This is a genomic window from Armatimonadota bacterium (genome assembly GCA_031459855.1).
Lineage (GTDB): Bacteria > Sysuimicrobiota > Sysuimicrobiia > Sysuimicrobiales > Humicultoraceae > Fervidifonticultor > Fervidifonticultor primus.
This window is the reverse complement of record JAVKHP010000001.1, coordinates 944132-961021: the sequence shown is the minus strand read 5'-3', so window position 1 is coordinate 961021 and position 16890 is coordinate 944132. Positions and strand designations below refer to the sequence as shown.

The following is a 16890-nucleotide window of genomic DNA, read 5'->3' as shown; positions in this document are numbered from 1 at the left end:
GTGGTAGCATGGGGGCGAACCAGCCGGCGAACGGGAGGTGGCGTCGATCCTCGAGGTCATCGTCTTCACCAGCGGAGGCGTGCTGCTGTCGCTGGAGATCATCGCCAGCAGGGTCCTGGCCCCCTACTTCGGCAACTCGATCTACGTCTGGGGGAGCCTGATCGGTGTCTTCCTGACGGCGCTGTCCGTCGGCTACGCCGTGGGCGGTCGGCTGGCCGACCGCTTCCCCTCGCCGACGGTGTTCTCCGGGATCGTCTTCCTGGCGGGGCTGCTCACGGTGCCGATCCCGGTCATGGCTCCCACCGTGCTGGACGCCATCGCCCGGGCCGACTTCGGCCCCCAGCTGAACCCGCTGGTGGGGGCCACCGTGCTCTTCGTGGTGCCCAGCGTCGTGATGGGCATGGTGTCGCCCTTCGCCGTGCGCCTGCGCGCGCGCGCGGTGGCCACCATGGGGCAGACGGCCGGCTCGCTGTACGCCATCAGCACGGTGGGCTCCATCGTGGGCACGCTGGCGACGTCGTTCGTCCTCATCAACTACCTGGGGGTGCGGGCCATCATCCTGCTCATGGGCTTCGCGCTCATGGGGATGGCCGTGCTGGGCTGGCTGGCCGGGCGCCGGATGGTGCCGGCGGGCGCGGGCGTCGCGCTGGTGGTGGTGCTGGTGGGCGGCGTGGCGCGGCCGGAGGCGCTGACGCCCCCGGTGGTCTACGCGCGGGATACCGTCTACCACCGGATCACGGTCACGGACGAAGGACCGATCCGGTACCTGAAGCTCGACAACTACTGGCAGAGCGCGACCGACCGCGAACAGCCACGGCGCACCGTGTTTGCCTACGCTGACTACATGCACCTGCCGCTGGTCTTCGTCGCCGATCCCCGGCGGGCGTTCCTCATCGGGCTTGGCGGCGGGACCGTCCCGGCCCGCTACGTGGCCGACTACCCGTCGGTCGTGATGACCGTGGCCGAACTCGACCCGGAGGTGGTCCGGACGGCGCGCGACTTCTTCGCCGTGACGCCCGGCGAGCGGTTGCGGATCGAAGCGCGCGACGGCCGTCTGCACCTGCTGCGGCTGGCGGAGCCCCAGGATGTCATCCTCACCGACGCCTACCTGATCGATACCATCCCCTTCCACCTGGCCACCCGCGAGTTCTTCGCGCTGGCCCGCGCGCGGCTGGCGCCCGGCGGCGTGGTGACGTCCAACATCATTGGCGCGCTGGAGGGCCCCGACAGTCGGCTCTTCCGCGCCATCTACAAGACGATTGGGCAGGTCTTCCCCACCGTGTATGTGTTCCCCGTGGACTTCGCCCGGTACGGGTCGCCCGCGTCGCTGCGAAACATCATCGTGGTGGCCACCGACGCGCCCCGCTGGTCGGCGGCGGAGGTGCGTCGCCGCGCGCAGGCGCTGGCGGCCAGCGGTCGGGTGACGGTCGAGCGCTTCGTGGAGGCGGCCGCCAGCCTCTACGAGGCGCCGATCCGGACCGACGATGTGCCGGTCTTGTCCGACGACTTCGCGCCCGTGGATGCTCTCATTCCGCGTCGCTGAGTCTTCCCCCGACGCGAAACCCACCAGTGCTCCGACGGCTGGCCGGTGGGCAGGCGCAGACACTGTCCGATCGAGGGGTGAGGGCACGGCTCTCGGGGCCGCGTGCCGCTCCGGCCGTCGCTGCTTTCGGCCCGCGTCCTGGGCCGGTGGCCGATGGGCTCGGCCCGGGTCCCGTGCCGGTGGCCGCTGCGCCGGGTCCGGGACCTGCGCCGGCCGTGGCTGCTGTCGGTCCGTGCCCGGGCGCGGGTCGGCGGTCGACGGACGTCGGATGGCCCGGGGGAGCGTGGCAGCCCGGGGTGACTCGCTGCACGGCCGGGTGGGCAAAATACCCCTACGCGGACGGTGTCGCCCCGCCGGAGGGGAGGTCGCGGCACCATGCCAGTGCTGAAGATCGTCCTTGGCGACGTCGTGCGCATGCGCAAGACGCATCCCTGTGGCAGCGACCAGTGGGAGGTCGTGCGGCTGGGCGCCGACATCGGCATTCGATGTCTCAAATGCGGACGCCGGGTGTTGATGCCGCGGGTGAAGTTCGAGCGGCGCATCAAGACGTTCGTGCGCCGGGGACCGGGTGCAGCACCGCCCCCGCCCCCCGTCGAGGCGGGGCCCGTGTGACCCCGACAGGTGGGCCGCCGGGAGGGGGGCTCGGGGCCGGGCTCGCGATCGGCGCGTGCGCCGGCCTCACAGCCCTGCTGGCGGTGCTCGCGCTGGCGGTGCCCAAGGTCCGGGTACCGGCGGGGGTTGCGGCAGCAGGCACCGTGGTCGGCGCCGCGGTGGTGTACGCGGCGGCGCGCAGAGACCGCGTGTCCGACCGGACGGCGAGGACAGCGGACACGCCTGCAGCGCCATCGGAGCGGCTGCCGGAGGCTCCTGTCGCACCGCCGTCCGCCGTCGTCCCCCAGCGCCTCCGCCATCTGGAGGCGCTGCTCCGGGTCACCCGATACCTGGCGACTGCGCGGCACCTCCACGAGATCTACGGGACTGTCTCCGACACTGCCCGGGAGGTCTTCGGCGCCGCCCGGGTGGCGCTCGTCCATGGCGGCGGTCGGGGCTACCACGCCACGGTGCTGGCGGACGGCCTGTCGCAGGGACTGGCCCGGGCCCTCGCCGACCACACGGTCGGGGAGGCGGCCCTGTTCGGCCCGGCCGCCGACCCCGTGGTGGTGCCGGCGTTCGGGGACGACCATCGGACGGCGGCGCTGGCGGCGACCGCGGCGGCCGACGGCGTGACCGGCGGTCTGTTCCTTCCCCTGCGAGTCCGGGAGGAAAGCGTTGGCATGCTCGTCTTCCTCTACGCGCGGCGCCCCGCGGTCTCTGAGGGGATGCTTCACCTGGCCGGGGAGCTGGCCGACCACGTCGCCGCCGCGGTGCACCAGACCGCGCTGCTCGCCAGGAGCGTGCGTGAGCGCCGGGAAGCGGCGCTGCTCACCCAGATCCTGCAGTCGGTCAGCGGATCGCTGGAGCCCGCCGAGGTACTGGCCCGGGCCACCACCGGCATCGCGGACGTCTCGGGCGCCCTACGCATCTGGGCGTACCGGGTGAACGGACAGCGGGTCGAAGCGGTGGCACAGGCCGGCACGGCGGCGTCGACCCCTGAGGATCCGCTGGTGGCCGACCTGCTGGCACGCGTGGTGCGCACGGGACGGGCGGAGTTCGTGGTAGGCTCCGACGATACGGGGACCCGTGGGGAGACACCGGCGACGAGCCGTGCGGCCGTGCCGATTCTGCTGGACGGAGCGCCCGTGGCCGTGCTGGTGGCGGAAGGCACCGCGGACCACCCGGTAACGGCCGAGCTGTACGAGCTGCTGGTGGCGCTCTCCCAGCACCTGGCGGTGGCCATGCGCAACGCCGTGCTGTTCGACGAGGTGCGCCGGGCGCGCGACGAACTGCAGGTCCTCTACGAGGCGGCGCGGGCGGTGAGCGGCACGCTGGACCTGCCGACGCTGCTGGACACGCTGGTCTCGGTGACCTGCCGCGTCTTCGGGTACGACCTGGGCGCGCTGGTGCTGGTGGATCGCGAGACGGGGGAACTCGTGGTGGAGGCCGCCTACGGCTACCGGACGTCCGTGCGCGGCCTGCGGTTACCACCCGGCACGGGGATCACGGGCTGGGTGGCGCGCACGGGGACGCCGCTCATCGTCGACGACGTGCGGCAGGATCCGCGGTACTACCCCGGCGACGGTCGCACTCGGTCGGAGCTGGCGGTACCGCTCATCGCCGAGGGCACCGTGCTCGGCGTGCTCAACGTCGAGAGCGGGCGCGTGGCGGCCTTCGGGCAGCGCGACCTGCAGTTGCTGACCACGGTGGCGTCGTACGCCGTCCTCGCCGTGCAGAACGCCAGGTTGTTCGAGCAGGCGCGCCGGCTGGCGATCACCGACGGGCTGACGGAACTCTACAACCACCGGTACCTGTACGAAGCCCTGGAGCGGATGGTCGAGCGCGCGCGCCGCGACGAGCAGCCGCTGTCGCTGGTCATGCTGGAGATCGACAGCTTCAAGCGCTTCAACGACGTGTACGGCCACCGGCGTGGGGACGAGGTGCTGCGCACCGTGGCGATGGTGTTGCGGCGCGGCAGCCGGCCGTCGGACGTCGTGGCGCGGTATGGCGGCGACGAGTTCATGGTCGTCTTGCCTGGCACCCCCAAGGCGGCGGCCGTCGACACGGCCGAGCGCCTCCGCCGGAGCGTTGAGCTGCACCCGTTCGCGCTGGGCGACGAGGACGTGGCCTCGGTGACGCTGAGCGTGGGAGTCGCCAGTTTCCCCGTCGACGGACAGACCGTGGACGCCCTGGTCGAGGCCGTAGACCGCGCGCAGTACGCCGCCAAGCGGTCCGGTGGCAACCGGGTGCACGTGGCCCACGGTGCGTAAGCGGCCCCAGACGCGGCGCCGCCTGTACCGCGGGGGCGGGCGGCCATGAGCCTGGCGCTGGGGATCGTTGGGCTGCCCAACGCCGGGAAGTCCACGCTGTTCAACGCGCTCACCCAGGCGGGGGCTGCGGTCGCCCCGTACCCCTTCACCACCATCGCGCCGCACCTGGGCCAGGCAGCGGTGCCAGACGACCGGCTGGCTGCCATCGCGGCGGTGACGCACCCCGAACGGATCGTGCCCGCAGCGGTACGCGTCGTCGACATCGCGGGTCTGGTCCGCGGCGCGTCCCGCGGCGAGGGGTTGGGCAACCGCTTTCTCGCCCACATCCGTGAGGTCGACGCGATCGTGCACGTGGTCCGATGCTTTGCGGCCGGTGACGTCGCCCACCCCGAGGGTGCGGTGGATCCCGTACGCGATGCCGGCGTGGTCGAGACAGAACTGGCGCTGGCCGACCTGGAAACGGTGGAGCGGGCGATCGAGCGCACGACCCCGCGCGCCCGGGCCGGCGAGCGCGCCGCGCGGGAGCACCTGGCGGCGCTGGAGGAGCTGGCAACCGTCGTGGGACGGGGCGAGCCCCTGCGGCGGGCTCCGCTCTCCGAGGCGGCACGCGTCCAGGCGGTCCAGTTGCGTCTGCTCACCTTCAAGCCGGTGCTCTACGTGGCCAACGTCGACGAGGAGGCGCTGCCCGACGGCGGTCCTGCCGCCGCGGCGCTGACCGCCCTGGCGCAGCGCGAGGGCGCAGGGTGTCTGGTGCTGTGCGCGCGCCTGGAGGCCGAGCTGCGCGAGATCCCCGAGGCCGACGCCCGTGCTTACCTGGCATCGGTCGGGCTGGAGGAACCCGGGCTGCCGCGGCTGGTGCGGGCCGGCTTCGCGATGCTGGACCTGGTCAGCTTCTTCACGGTCCTCTCGCGCGAGGTGCGGGCCTGGCCGGTGCCCAGGGGTACCCCGGCAGTGGAGGCCGCCGCCCGGATCCACACCGACATGGCGCGCGGATTCGTCCGTGCCGAGGTGGTGCCCTGGGACGTGCTGGTGGCGGCCGGGGGGCTCCAGGCGGCACGCGAGCGCGGGCTCGTCCGGCTCGAAGGGCGCGACTACCTCGTCCAGGACGGCGACGTGATCACGTTTCGCTTCGCGGTGTGACCGGTGCTCCCTGCGCGCGGCACCCTTACCGCTCGCGCCGCGTCTTTCTGGGGTCCGCACCAACGGACGCAACCTCACATGGCTGCCCGGCGCCACCCCCGTACTTGTCCCATGTGAGCGCCGATGCTAGAATTGGCGTCGCTTGTAGCGGTGCGGTTGTTCGTACCGCGCGTTCCTCCTGCCCTCCGGCGGCGCCCGTCGTGCGGAGGGCCGTGGGCGATGCGCCCTCCGGACCTGGCGCTGCGGGTCTGGAAGTCCAGAGGAGGAGGGGGCTGTGGTGAAGAGCTACGATCTGGTGTACATCGCGAAACCCGACCTCGACGGCGAGGCGCTGGCGGCACTGGTCGAGCGCGTGCATCAGCGGCTGCGCGAGCAGCATGCCGTCGTCGAGCACACGGAGGTCTGGGGCAAGCGCCGGATGGCCTACCCCATCCAGCGGCATCGGGAGGGGCAGTACGTGTTCGTCCGCTTCTCGGCTTCGGGGGATGCCATTCCCGAGATCAAGCGGGCGCTGCGCCTCAGCGAGGAGATCCTGCGCGCCTCGGTGACCGTCGCGGTCGGGCCCCTGGCCAAGGCCGCGTCCGCGCCACCCTCCGGTCAGCTCGGCGCCGCGCAGCCCGAGGCGACGCCCGCAGCGGCAAGAACCGAGACGCCCGGGACCTGAGGTCCCGGCAGGGGGAGGGAGTGCGGTGCTCAACCGGATCATCCTCATCGGCAGGCTCACCCGTGACCCTGAGCTGCGGTACGTGCCCAGCGGGCAGCCCGTAGCGTCGTTCACCCTGGCGGTCGACCGCCCGTTCACCAACCAGCAGGGCGAGCGCGAGACCGATTTCATCGACGTCGTGGCCTGGCGGAAGCTGGCGGAACAGGTCAGCCAGCACCTGTCCAAGGGGCGTCTGGTGGCCGTGGAGGGCCGGCTCCAGATCCGGTCGTTCGAGACGCAGGACGGCCAGAAGCGGCGGGTCGCCGAAGTGGTGGCCGACGCGGTCCGGTTTCTCGACCGCAAGGCAGCAGGCGCGGCGGTGGCGGCACCCGCCCAGGGCGAGGAGTTCGCCGAGGAGGTCGAGGAGGACGTCCCCTTCTAGGGCCCGGCGAGTATCCGGCGCGGCGGGCGCCGCGGACCGGCGGGCGCGGGGCGTGTGGCGACGACAGACGGCAATCGGACAGGAGCATCCCGGAGGGAACGTATGGCAGACGCAGCGCCGAAGAAACAGTGGCGGGGACGCAGGCAGAAGCGCAAGACCTGCGCGTTCTGCGCCGAGAAGGCCCGGGAGATCGACTTCAAGGATGCGCAGCGCCTGCGGCGGTACGTGACCGACCGCGGGAAGATCGTGCCCCGGCGCGTCTCTGGCAACTGCGCCCGGCACCAACGCCTCCTGGCCGTCGCCATCAAGCGGGCCCGCGAGCTGGCCCTGCTGCCGTACACGACCGTCGACTAGACGCGCCCTGTAGCGGCGCAGTCGGCCGGCGGGGGCGGCGTGCAAAGACTCCGGCCGCCCGCGGGGCAAAGACGACGTGGCGGGAAGCGACGCGAAGACGATCAGCACGCGCGGGCTGACCGAGGGCGCGATCCTCGCCGCCCTGGTGGCGCTGTTCGCCGTTGCCACGCGCTACCTGCCGCTGGTGGGAATCGCGACCGCCCTGCTGTGTCCGCTGCCCCTGGCTGTGTTGGTCATCCGACACGGTTTGCGGGTCGCAATCGTCGCTGCAGCGGCCAGCGGGCTCGTGGGCGCCACGCTGGCGGGCCCGCTGGTGGGGGTCGCGATCCTGATCTCGTTCGCGCCCATGGGGCTGGTGATCGGCACCGGGGCGGCGCGCGGGTGGCCGGCCGCGCGCGTGGTGGCCGCGGGCTCCCTGGTGTCGGCGTGCTCCACCGCTCTGAGCTTCCTGGGGCTGCTGGGCGGTGGGCGCATGAGCCCTACCGCCGTGGCCCAGGAGATGCAGCGCACCATGGAGCGCAGCGCAGCCATGGCCACCGGGCTCTATGCCCGCCTGGGCGTCCCGCCGGAGCAGCTCGAGGCCGTGACCCGGCAGATGACCGAGGCGGCGCGCTTCCTTCCCTACCTGCTGCCCGCGTCGTTCGTGCTGGGCGCCGTGCTGGCCGCGTGGCTCAACTACGAGGTGGCGCGGCGCGTGCTCGGACGCTTCGGCTTCAGCCTGCGCCCGCTGCCGCCGGCCCGACAGTGGCGGCTGCCCGCCTGGGCGGTCTGGTTCCCCGTGCTGGGCTTCGTGCTGAGCGCGGCGGGACCTCGGGTCGGTGGCGTCTCGCTGGCAGGCGCGGGATTGTCGATGCTGTTTGCGTCGATGATCGCCTTCATGTTCCAGGGGCTCCTGGCCACCTGGGTGATCCTCGGCAACCTGGAGCTGTCGCGCCGCGAGCGCTGGTTCGCCGTCGTGCTGCTGTTCATGCTCTCGACGGCGCTGCCGTTCCTCAACCTCGTGGTGTTCTACCTGGGGATCGCCGATAGCCTCCTGAAGGTACGGGATCGCTGGGGGCTGCCGCGGGACCAGCGGTCCAAGGCGGGCTCATGAAAGTCGTCTTGCTGAAGGACGTGCCGGGGACGGGCAAGGCCGGTACGGTCGTCGAGGTCAAGGAAGGGCACGCCCGCAACTACCTGCTGCCGCGCGGGCTGGCTGTGGAGGCCACCGAGGGCACCCTGCGACAGCTCGAGCAGCAGCGGCGCGCGCGCCAGCAGCGTCTCGAGCGCGAACGCCAGGAGCTCGCCGACCAGCGACGGCGGTTGGAGGCGCTGGTGCTGGAGATCCGTGCCCGCGCCGGGGAGCGCGGACGGCTCTTCGGCGCTGTCACGGCGCAGCAGATCGCGGCTGCGCTGGAGGCGCGGGGGTTCCCGGTGACGCGGAAACAGGTCGAGCTCGACGAGCCCATTCGGGCGGAGGGCTTCTACAAGGTGCCGGTCCGCCTGCGTCCGGGGGTGGTGGTGCACGTCGAGGTGAACGTCGTCGGAAGCCGCTGACCCCACCATCCGGCCTGCTGCGGTGGCCGTGGCGGGAGTGCCGGCTGCCCGCAGGATGCCCGGATCGTCCGGATGCCCTCTGCGGGCGGTGCCACCGTTGCCGATCGTCCACAGGATGCTCACCGGCAATCCACCATTATTGAACGATGCGATGTGCCATTGCGCGCATCGCGTCCCCAAGGGATTCCACAAGGGAGTGCCAAACCGTTGTGCCTGGAGTTTCTTTTTCGGGCCGCTTGACATATCGTACATTTGTTCGATATACTTGGAGGCCAAGAGCGAACGGGAGTTCGGATATGGCTGATAGCCCGGCCATAGACCGCGTGCCGCCGCAGAACCTCGAGGCGGAACAGAGCGTGCTGGGCTCGATGCTGCTCGAGCGCGACGCCATCGCGCGGGCCGTGGAGATCCTCCGTCCAGAGGACTTCTACCGCGAGGCCCACCGGCGCATCTTCGAGACGATCGCCGATCTGTTCGAGCGCGGCGAGCCCGCAGACCTGATCACCGTCACCGACCGGCTGCGCGCCCGCGGGCTCCTCGACGACGTGGGCGGCGTGGCCTACGTCACCTCGCTACTGCACGCGGTGCCGACCGCCGCCAACGTCGAGTACTACGCCCGGATCGTCGTCCAGAAGTCGATGCTCCGCCAGCTGATCCACGCGGGCACGCGGATCGTGGACATGGGCTACCGCGAAGACCAGGACGTCGAGCTGCTCGTCGACCAGGCCGAGAAGCTGGTCTTCGGCATCGCCTCCCGGCGCATGGGGCAGGAGTTCGTGCCGCTGCCGGAGATCCTGCGCGAGAGCTTCGACCGCATTGACAAGCGCTACCGGGAGAAGGGGACCATCACCGGGGTGCCCACGGGGTTCGCCGAGCTGGACAAGCTGACCTCCGGCCTGCAGCCCGCCGACCTCATCATCGTGGCCGCCCGACCGTCGATGGGCAAGTGTCTCAAGTTCGACGCTGAGGTGGTCGATGCCGTCACGGGCGAGGTGCGGACGATCCAGGAGCTGGTGGCTGCCGGCCGCGCGCGCCTGCTGACGCTCGGGGCCGACCACCGGTTCCGCCCCGCCGAGCCCAGCCTCTTCGTCGACGACGGGATCAAGCCGGTCTTCCGGGTCACCACGAGCGGCGGGCGCCAGGTGGAGACGACGCTCACGCACCCGTTCCTGACGCCCCACGGGTGGGAGCCGCTGGCCGCACTGCAGCCGGGCGCGCTGGTGGCGGTGCCGCGCCGCCTGCCGGTGTTCGGCCGGGGCGAGCTGCCCGACCACGAGATCAAGCTGCTGGCCTACGTGTGCAGCGGGCGCCTGCCCACCCATCCCGCGATCGCCGAGGACTTCGCCGACGCCGCGGCCGCGGCCGAGGCGATCCTGGCGGCCGCGCGCCGACCGGTCGATGTCCGCGCCATTGGTGGTGGCGCCGAAGGCGGACTGGCCATCGAGGACCTGCGCTGGCGCTACCCCGAGCTGGCGCAGCCCGCGGGCGCCCGCGGGCTGCCCGCAGCCGTCTTCACCCTGCGGCGCGAGAAACTCGCCCTGTTCCTCAACCGCCTGCTGGGGGCCACCGCCGAGGTGGTCGACCACCCGGACGGCTACCGGGCGACGGTTGTGTTGCCGTCGGCGCGCATGGCGCGCCAGGTGCAGCACCTGCTGCTGCGGTTTGGGGCCCCGGCCGTCCGGGACGGGGCCACGCTCGCGCTGGGGGTGAGCGCGACGCTGGCGGTCGTGCGCGAGTGCGGCCTGTTCGGGTGGGAGCGGTTGCGCCGGTGGGCCCGGCACGCCCAGCGCTCGCTGCTGGACGACGTGGACATCATGTGGGAGGAGATCGTGCACATCGAGGAGGCCGGGGCCTCGCAGGTGTACGACCTCACCGTGCCCGAGACCCACAACTTCGTCGCCAACGACGTCTGCGTGCACAACACGACGTTCGCCCTGAACATCGCGCAGCATGCGGCGCTGGAGCACAAGATCCCCGTGGCGATCTTCAGCCTCGAGACCAACAAGGAGCAGCTCGTGCAGCGGATGTTGTGCAGCGAAGCGCAGGTCGACTCGTCCCGGTTGCGCACGGGCTACCTGACCGACGCCGACTGGCCCCGGCTGGCGGCGGCGATGGGGCGGCTGTCGGAGGCGCCCATCTTCATCGACGATACCGCCAACCTGACCGCCATCGAGATGCGCGCCAAAGCCCGCAAGCTGCGAGCCGAGCACGGCCTGGGCCTCATCATCATCGACTACCTGCAGATGATCCAGTCGTACAAGCGGGCGGAGAACCGGACACAGGAGGTGTCGGAGATCGCCCGCGCCATCAAGTCGCTGGCGAAGGAGCTGGACATCCCGGTGCTGGCCGTCTCGCAGCTGTCGCGGGTCGTGGAGCTGTCGGGGACGAAGCGTCCCCAGCTGTCGCACCTGCGGGAGTCGGGCGAGCTGGAGCAGGTCGCCGACCTGGTGCTGTTCATCTACCGTGAGGACTACTACGACCACGCCAAGGCCCGCGCCGAGGGCAAGGAGCACATCGCCGAGATCCGCATCGCCAAGCACCGCAACGGGCCGGTGGGCGACATCGAGATGTTCTTCCACAGGGAGTACGGGCGGTTCATGGACCTCGACCGGCGCCACGCGGCGGCGGGGTCGTAGCACCGACGGCGACGGGGTGAGAGGAGCGGCGGTCCAGCGCGGCGCCGGTGCGGTAAGGAGTGGGCTGAGGGCGGCGCCGGATGCGGCGGGGTAGGGTCGAGGGCGGCGCAAGGTGCGGCCAGAGGGTGACCAGGTGCGGCGCGGCAGCCAAAGCCCGCTTGCTTGTCAGTAGCCGCGGGCCGCGGCTACACTAGACACTGCACGAGACACTGCCGGTGCACCCGTCACAGCGCGGTTCCCGCGCGGGGAGGACGTATGGCCACACCACCCGGGAAGGTCCAGGTCGCCGAGGGCCTGGAGGGCGTTGTTGCAGGGCTGTCCTCGATCTGCTTGGTCGACGGCGTCCACGGCCGGTTGATCTATCGGGGATACGACGCCATCGAGCTCGCCGAGCGGGCCACCTTCGAAGAAGTGGCCTACCTGCTCTGGCATGGCGACCTGCCGTCGCGGTCCGCCCTCGACCAGCTGCGTGCCGACCTGGTGGCGGCGGGCCGCCTGCCAGGGCCCGTGGTGCAGGTGTTGCGGCTGGTGCCGCCCGATGCGCATCCCATGGCCGTGCTGCGCACGGCCGTCTCGGCCCTGGCCCACTTCGATCCCGAGGCCGCCGACAACGCGCCGGCGGCCAACCTCCGCAAGGCGGTCCGCCTGACGGCGCAGGTGGCCGCCATCGTGGCGGGGTTCCACCGGCTGCGCACCGGGGCCGAGCCGCTGCCCCCGCTGCCGACACTGGGGCACGCGGCCAACTTCCTCTACCAGTTGCACGGCGCCGCGCCCGACCCGGAGGTCGCGCGGGCGCTGGACGTGGTGCTGATCCTCCACGCTGACCACGAGTTCAACGCCAGTACCTTTTCGGCGCGCGTGACTGCCGCCACCCTCTCCGACCTGCACTCGGCCGTGGTGTCGGCCATCGGCACGCTCAAGGGTCCCCTCCACGGGGGGGCCAACGAGGAGGTCATGCGGCTGCTGGAGCAGATCGGCACCGTCGAGCGCGTGGAGCCGGTGATCACCGAGATGCTGGCGGCCAAGAAGAAGGTCCCCGGGTTCGGGCACCGGGTCTACCGCACCGAGGACCCGCGGGCCCGAATCCTGCGGCCGCTCTCGAAGCGGCTGGGCGAGCGCGCCGGCGACGTCCGCTGGTACGAGCTCACCCGGCGAGTCGAGGACGTCGTGACCGCCCAGCGCAAGATCCACGCCAACGTCGATCTCTACTCGGCGTCGGTCTACCGCGCGATGGGCATCCCCACCGACCTCTACACGGCGGTGTTCGCCGTGAGCCGCATCGTCGGCTGGACCGCCCACGTCATGGAGCAGTACGCCGACAACCGGCTCATCCGGCCGGTGTCCGAGTACGTGGGGCCGCTGGACAGGACGTTCGTACCGCTCGAGGAGCGGCGGTAGCGACCGGGCCCTGGGAGGAGCGGTCTCAGGGGCCTGGCACTTCCGTCAGGAACGTCCGCACGGCCGCCGTAAACACGTCGGGCCGCTCCAGGTTGCTCAGGTGGCCGGCGGCTGGGATCACCACAAGCTGTCCGCGGGGAGTGGCTGCGGCCATCGTGCGGGCGACCTCGGGCGGGGCTAACGTATCTTCCTCGCCGACGAGCACGAGCACGGGGACGGTCAGGCGCGCCAACAGCGGCCGGCTGTCCGGGCGCGCGGCCATCGCGGCCAGCGCTGCGGTCAGGCCCCGGGGATGGGCGCGTCGGGCCATGGCGCGGACGGCCTCCAGGACCTCGCTTCCGTGTGCCCGGGTGGTGGCGCCCACGAGCGTGGCCGTGAAGTCGGCCAGGAACCCGTCCGGGCCCTCACGCTCGATGCGGGCGATCGCGTCGAACCGGCGCTGCCTGCCCTCGTCGGTATCGGGGTCGGCGCGCGTGTCGGCGAGGATGACCGCGGCCACGCGGTCCGCGGCCCTCGCCAGGACACGGAACACCACGTAGCCACCCATGGAGAGACCCCCCAGCACGAACCGCGACAGCCCCAGGGCGTCCGCCACCCGCAGCACGTCCTCGGCATAGGCGTCGAGGGACACGGGCGCGCCCGGCGGGTCGGAATCGCCAAAGCCGCGGAAGTCGGGCGCGACCACCTGCCAGCCGTCTGCCAGCGCCTCGCCCTGAACGCGCCACATCGCGCCGTTCAGCGGAAACCCGTGGAGCAGCACGACCGGCGGACCTGTCCCCCACGTGTGGACCCAAAGGCGCTGGCCGTTCACCTCGAGGTGCATCGTCCCTTCCTCCTCCCGCCCATGGCGCAGCGGCCGCGACGCCGCCCCGGTGCCGGGACCGGTCGTCGGGCAGGTCGCCACACCGAGGCGTCGCGTCGCGGGCAGGGACCGTTCCCGCGTCTTCCGACAGGCGGCACCGGCGTCCGAGCGCACGGTACTACCTGCTGGATAGCATACTGCGTCGTGCCCGCGACATCCCGTCTGCATCTCGCGTGCACCCGTTTGACGACAGCGTGCCCCTGTTGCCCCGGGCGCTGTGTCACCGTGCGCGGCATCGGGCATGGTGGAACCACCGCCAGGTGCATCCGGAGGTGCAGCATGTCGCAGCCAGCGCAGCTGGTCGAGAGTTACCTGCCCCTCGTCCGCGCCATCGCCCGGATGGTGGCACGGCGGTTGCCGTCCACCGTCGACCGGGGCGACCTGATCGGCGACGGAATGGTCGGCTTGATGGAGGCGGCGCACCGCTACGATCCCCACACCGTGGCGTGGGGTTCAGCGCCTACGCCGGCTACCGGATCCGTGGAGCGATCTACGACGGTTTGCGGGCGCGGGATTTCTTGCCACGCGCGGCCCGCCGCGCCCTGCGAGTGACCGGCGGCCCGCCCCCCGTGCAGCTTGTCGAGTTGGAGCAGGCTGCCATGCTCCCCGACGACGCCGACGACCCCGAAGCGCTGGCGCTCGAGGCCGACCTGCGGGCGCAGGTCTGGCGCGGCCTGCTGGCGTTGCCGCCGCGCGACCGCGAGGTGCTCACCCTGCGGTTCGTCCGGGGGCTGTCGGTGCGGGGCGCCGCCGTGGCCATGGGGCTGTCGGTGACGCGCGTGCTGGAGATCCAGCGGCGCGCCCAGCACCGGCTGCGGCGGTTCGTCGATGGCGACGCGGCCGGTACGTCGCCGGCGTGCGCCGGTGGGCAGGAGCCGCGCCGGCACGCCCCGAATGGGAGGTGTGCCGCACGGCGCGTCTCGTCCGTCGACCCGTCGGTTCATGCTCCGACGAGGCGAGCCCCGGCGGCCCCCCGTCCGTCCTGCTGAAGCATCCGGCCTGGTTGGGATCCAGGCCGGCCGAGCGTGAGGGCCCGTGACGCGCAACCGACGCCGGGCATCGGCGCTGTCCGCGCTGCGCGGCTTGCCGCACTGGCAGGCGCGGGCGCAGGTCCACGCGCTGGCCAACGCGCTGGCCGCCACTGCCCTGCTCGCGCGACGTCGTCCGGAGGCAGCCGAAGACCTGCTGGCGCACCTGGCCGGCTACCTGCGTGGATTGCTCCAGCCTGCGCGGCCGGTCGTGCCACTTGCGCAGGAGATCCGCCTCGTGCTGGCCCTCGTGGGAGTGGAGCGAGCGCGCCTGGGCGGGCGGCTGCGCCTCCACGTCTCATGTCCGCCCGAGGCAATGGGGGCGCTGGTGCCGCCGCTCGTCCTCCACCCGCTGGTCGAGAACGCCATCCACCATGCGGTGGTCCGACGCCCGGAGGGCGGCTGCGTGTGCGTGCGCGTGCGCCTTGCTGCAGGGCACCTGCTGCTGGCAGTGGCCGACGATGGCCCGGGTGTCGCGCGGCCGTTCCCGGCTCGCACCGGTGGGGGGCTGGTGGCGCTGCGGGGGCGGCTGGTGGCGCTCTGGGGCGCGCGGGCGCGGCTCCGGGTATGGCGTCGGTGGCCGCGGGGCACGCTTGCGGTGGTGGTCCTGCCGAGGTGAGCCGCCCGCTATGTACCCAGGGTGTGCCGGCAGTGCCGGGTGCCCGACGGGAAGGGCTGAGGGCAAGGTGGGTATCACTCGCAGCTTCCTCGACGAGGCGGACGAGCCAGGTGCCCCACGGAAAGGGCTGAGGACGAGGTGAGTCGCGCGCTACGCGCCCTGGTCGCCGACGACGAACCACCCGCCCGCGCGCACCTGTGCGGGCTGCTGGCGGCCAGCGGGGTGCGGGTCGTCGCCGAGTGCGCCTCGGGTCAGGAGGTGCTGGCGATGCTGGCGCGCGTGCCGTGCGACGTCGTCTGCCTGGACGTCCGCATGCCCGACGGGGATGGCGTGGAGGTGGCGCGTCACCTGGCGTCGAGTCCCCGCCCGGTGGTGGTGTTCACCACGGGGTTTGCCGACTACGCTGCCGCTGCGTACGAGCTGGATGCGGTCGACTACCTGCTGAAACCGCTGTCGGCTGCGCGGGTCCGCGAGGCGGTCCGTCGGGTGCGCCTGCGTCTGCGGCGGACAGGGAGCAGCCCCGAGAGGGGAACGGAATCGGTCGCGAGCGGCGTTGCCCGCCATGCGGGAGGCGGGGGCAGCATGCCCCGACTCTTCCTGGCCGCGGGCGACCACCACCGCGCCGTGGCGCCGGAGGGGATCGTCTACGTGGAAGCGCGCGGGAGCACCTGCATCGTGTACAGCGACGTGGGAACGGTGGCGGTGCGGGCGCCGCTGCGACGGTTCGAGCAGGCGCTGGGCGCCTTCGGCTTCCTGCGCACCCACCGCGCGTACCTGGTGAACCTGCGCCGGGTGCGCGCGCTGGTCCCGTGGTCGCGTCACGTCCACACCCTGGTGCTGGACGACGCGCAGGAAACGCACGTGCCGGTTGCCAAGTCACGGCTGGCCGCGTTTCGACGGAGTGTGATCTGGTTCGCGGCAGGAGGGGTGCATGGACCTGGGCTTGCAGGGGCGCGTGGCGATCGTGGCCGGCGGGAGCCGGGGCCTGGGACGCGCGATCGCTGAAGGGCTGGCCGCCGAGGGCGTGCGCGTGGTGCTGTGCGCGCGGACGGCCGAGGTGCTGACCGCGACGGCGTCGGCGATCAATGCGGCAGACGGGGTGCGCGAGGCCGGCGGGGAGGCCGTGCCGGTGGTTGCCGACGTCGGGCAGGCGGCCGACTGTCAGCGGGTGGTCGACGAAGCCCTGCGGCGGTGGGCACGCGTCGACATCCTGGTGACCAATGCGGGTGGGCCGCCCTCGGGCCCGGCGGTCGCGGTCTCCGACGCCCAGTGGGAGGCCGCGGTGCAGTCGTTGCTGCTGGGCGCGGTGCGGCTGTCCCGCGCGGTCATCCCGGTCATGCAGGAGCGCCGCTGGGGGCGCATCCTCCACATCGCCTCGTTCACGGTCAAGCAGGTGCTGCCGAACCTGGTGCTGTCCAACGCGGTACGCCTGGCGGTCGTGGGGCTGGCCAAGACCCAGGCGGTGGAGCTGGGGCCGCACAACATCCTGGTCAACGTGCTGTGCCCCGGGCCGATCGCGACCGACCGCCTGGTGGACCTGACCCGCCAGTACGCGGAACGCCAGGGCATCTCGACCGACGAGGCCCTCCAGCGCCTGTGGGTGTCGCAGGTGCCGCTAGGCCGGTTGGGCGAGCCGCGCGAGTTCGCCGCGCTGGCCGTCTTCCTGGCCTCGGAGCGGGCGTCGTTCATCACCGGCGGCGTCTTTCAGGTCGACGGTGGCGTGGTGCGGGGGCCGTTTTAGAGGCCGGCGACGCTTCCGCCGAGGTCGGCGCAGGCAACCTGCGCGTACCCGCCGCAGACGCCAAGGGGCGCGCGCAGGCCGAGC

17 protein-coding genes are annotated in these 16890 nt (G+C 72.3%); 16 read left to right on the top strand and 1 reads right to left on the bottom strand.

Translation table 11 applies throughout. The features are described 5' to 3' along the window. Window positions 1-37: 37 nt before the first annotated feature. The 11 genes from QN157_04410 to QN157_04360 all read left to right on the top strand — a co-directional run bounded on the left by QN157_04410 (window position 38) and on the right by QN157_04360 (window position 12556). On the top strand, window positions 38-1543 hold the full coding sequence (locus tag QN157_04410; protein MDR7554828.1) for a fused MFS/spermidine synthase: 1506 nt from the start codon (window positions 38-40) through the stop codon (window positions 1541-1543). Window positions 1544-1918: 375 nt separating this feature from the next. Continuing rightward, window positions 1919-2155: a DUF951 domain-containing protein gene (locus QN157_04405; protein MDR7554827.1), complete on the top strand. Its 237-nt coding sequence runs from the start codon at window positions 1919-1921 to the stop codon at window positions 2153-2155. After that, window positions 2152-4407 carry a diguanylate cyclase gene (locus QN157_04400; protein MDR7554826.1) on the top strand — a complete coding sequence of 752 codons (2256 nt, stop codon included), beginning with the start codon at window positions 2152-2154 and terminating at the stop codon, window positions 4405-4407. Before QN157_04405 ends, QN157_04400 begins: the two co-directional genes overlap by 4 nt. A 45-nt stretch (window positions 4408-4452) precedes the next feature. Beyond that, window positions 4453-5547, top strand: a complete 1095-nt coding sequence (gene ychF, locus QN157_04395; GenBank protein ID MDR7554825.1) for a redox-regulated ATPase YchF — start codon at window positions 4453-4455, stop codon at window positions 5545-5547. Between the two features lie 277 nt (window positions 5548-5824). Next, entirely contained in the window at window positions 5825-6211 is a 387-nt protein-coding gene (rpsF, locus tag QN157_04390; GenBank protein MDR7554824.1) for a 30S ribosomal protein S6, read from the top strand. Window positions 6212-6236: 25 nt separating this feature from the next. Beyond that, entirely contained in the window at window positions 6237-6632 is a 396-nt protein-coding gene (ssb, locus tag QN157_04385) for a single-stranded DNA-binding protein (protein MDR7554823.1), read from the top strand. Window positions 6633-6734: 102 nt separating this feature from the next. Continuing rightward, on the top strand, window positions 6735-6986 hold the full coding sequence (gene rpsR / locus QN157_04380) for a 30S ribosomal protein S18 (GenBank protein MDR7554822.1): 252 nt from the start codon (window positions 6735-6737) through the stop codon (window positions 6984-6986). A gap of 76 nt (window positions 6987-7062) precedes the next feature. Beyond that, on the top strand, window positions 7063-8079 hold the full coding sequence (locus QN157_04375; protein ID MDR7554821.1) for a YybS family protein: 1017 nt from the start codon (window positions 7063-7065) through the stop codon (window positions 8077-8079). Next, the gene (rplI, locus tag QN157_04370) at window positions 8076-8522 is read left to right on the top strand and encodes a 50S ribosomal protein L9 (protein MDR7554820.1); all 447 of its coding nucleotides are present in this window, start codon (window positions 8076-8078) and stop codon (window positions 8520-8522) included. Before QN157_04375 ends, rplI begins: the two co-directional genes overlap by 4 nt. Before the next feature lie 296 nt (window positions 8523-8818). Then, a complete protein-coding gene (dnaB, locus tag QN157_04365; GenBank protein MDR7554819.1) occupies window positions 8819-11158 on the top strand; it encodes a replicative DNA helicase in 2340 nt (779 codons plus the stop codon). Window positions 11159-11413: 255 nt separating this feature from the next. Continuing rightward, window positions 11414-12556 carry a citrate synthase gene (locus QN157_04360; protein MDR7554818.1) on the top strand — a complete coding sequence of 381 codons (1143 nt, stop codon included), beginning with the start codon at window positions 11414-11416 and terminating at the stop codon, window positions 12554-12556. Between the two features lie 25 nt (window positions 12557-12581). Here QN157_04360 and QN157_04355 read toward each other — a convergent pair whose 3' ends face one another. Further along, a complete protein-coding gene (locus tag QN157_04355) occupies window positions 12582-13379 on the bottom strand; it encodes an alpha/beta hydrolase (protein MDR7554817.1) in 798 nt (265 codons plus the stop codon). 318 nt (window positions 13380-13697) lie between these two features. Here QN157_04355 and QN157_04350 point away from each other — a divergent pair, with 318 nt between their 5' ends. The 5 genes from QN157_04350 to QN157_04330 all read left to right on the top strand — a co-directional run bounded on the left by QN157_04350 (window position 13698) and on the right by QN157_04330 (window position 16806). Next, window positions 13698-13970: a sigma factor gene (locus QN157_04350; GenBank protein ID MDR7554816.1), complete on the top strand. Its 273-nt coding sequence runs from the start codon at window positions 13698-13700 to the stop codon at window positions 13968-13970. Then, window positions 13865-14407 carry a sigma-70 family RNA polymerase sigma factor gene (locus QN157_04345; GenBank protein MDR7554815.1) on the top strand — a complete coding sequence of 181 codons (543 nt, stop codon included), beginning with the start codon at window positions 13865-13867 and terminating at the stop codon, window positions 14405-14407. The genes QN157_04350 and QN157_04345 overlap by 106 nt, the downstream gene beginning before the upstream one ends. A 46-nt stretch (window positions 14408-14453) precedes the next feature. Next, complete coding sequence (locus tag QN157_04340) at window positions 14454-15065, top strand: histidine kinase (GenBank protein MDR7554814.1); 612 nt, start codon at window positions 14454-14456, stop codon at window positions 15063-15065. Window positions 15066-15203: 138 nt separating this feature from the next. Continuing rightward, complete coding sequence (locus QN157_04335) at window positions 15204-16070, top strand: LytTR family DNA-binding domain-containing protein (GenBank protein MDR7554813.1); 867 nt, start codon at window positions 15204-15206, stop codon at window positions 16068-16070. Further along, window positions 15997-16806, top strand: a complete 810-nt coding sequence (locus tag QN157_04330) for an SDR family oxidoreductase (GenBank protein MDR7554812.1) — start codon at window positions 15997-15999, stop codon at window positions 16804-16806. Before QN157_04335 ends, QN157_04330 begins: the two co-directional genes overlap by 74 nt. Window positions 16807-16890: the final 84 nt, after the last annotated feature.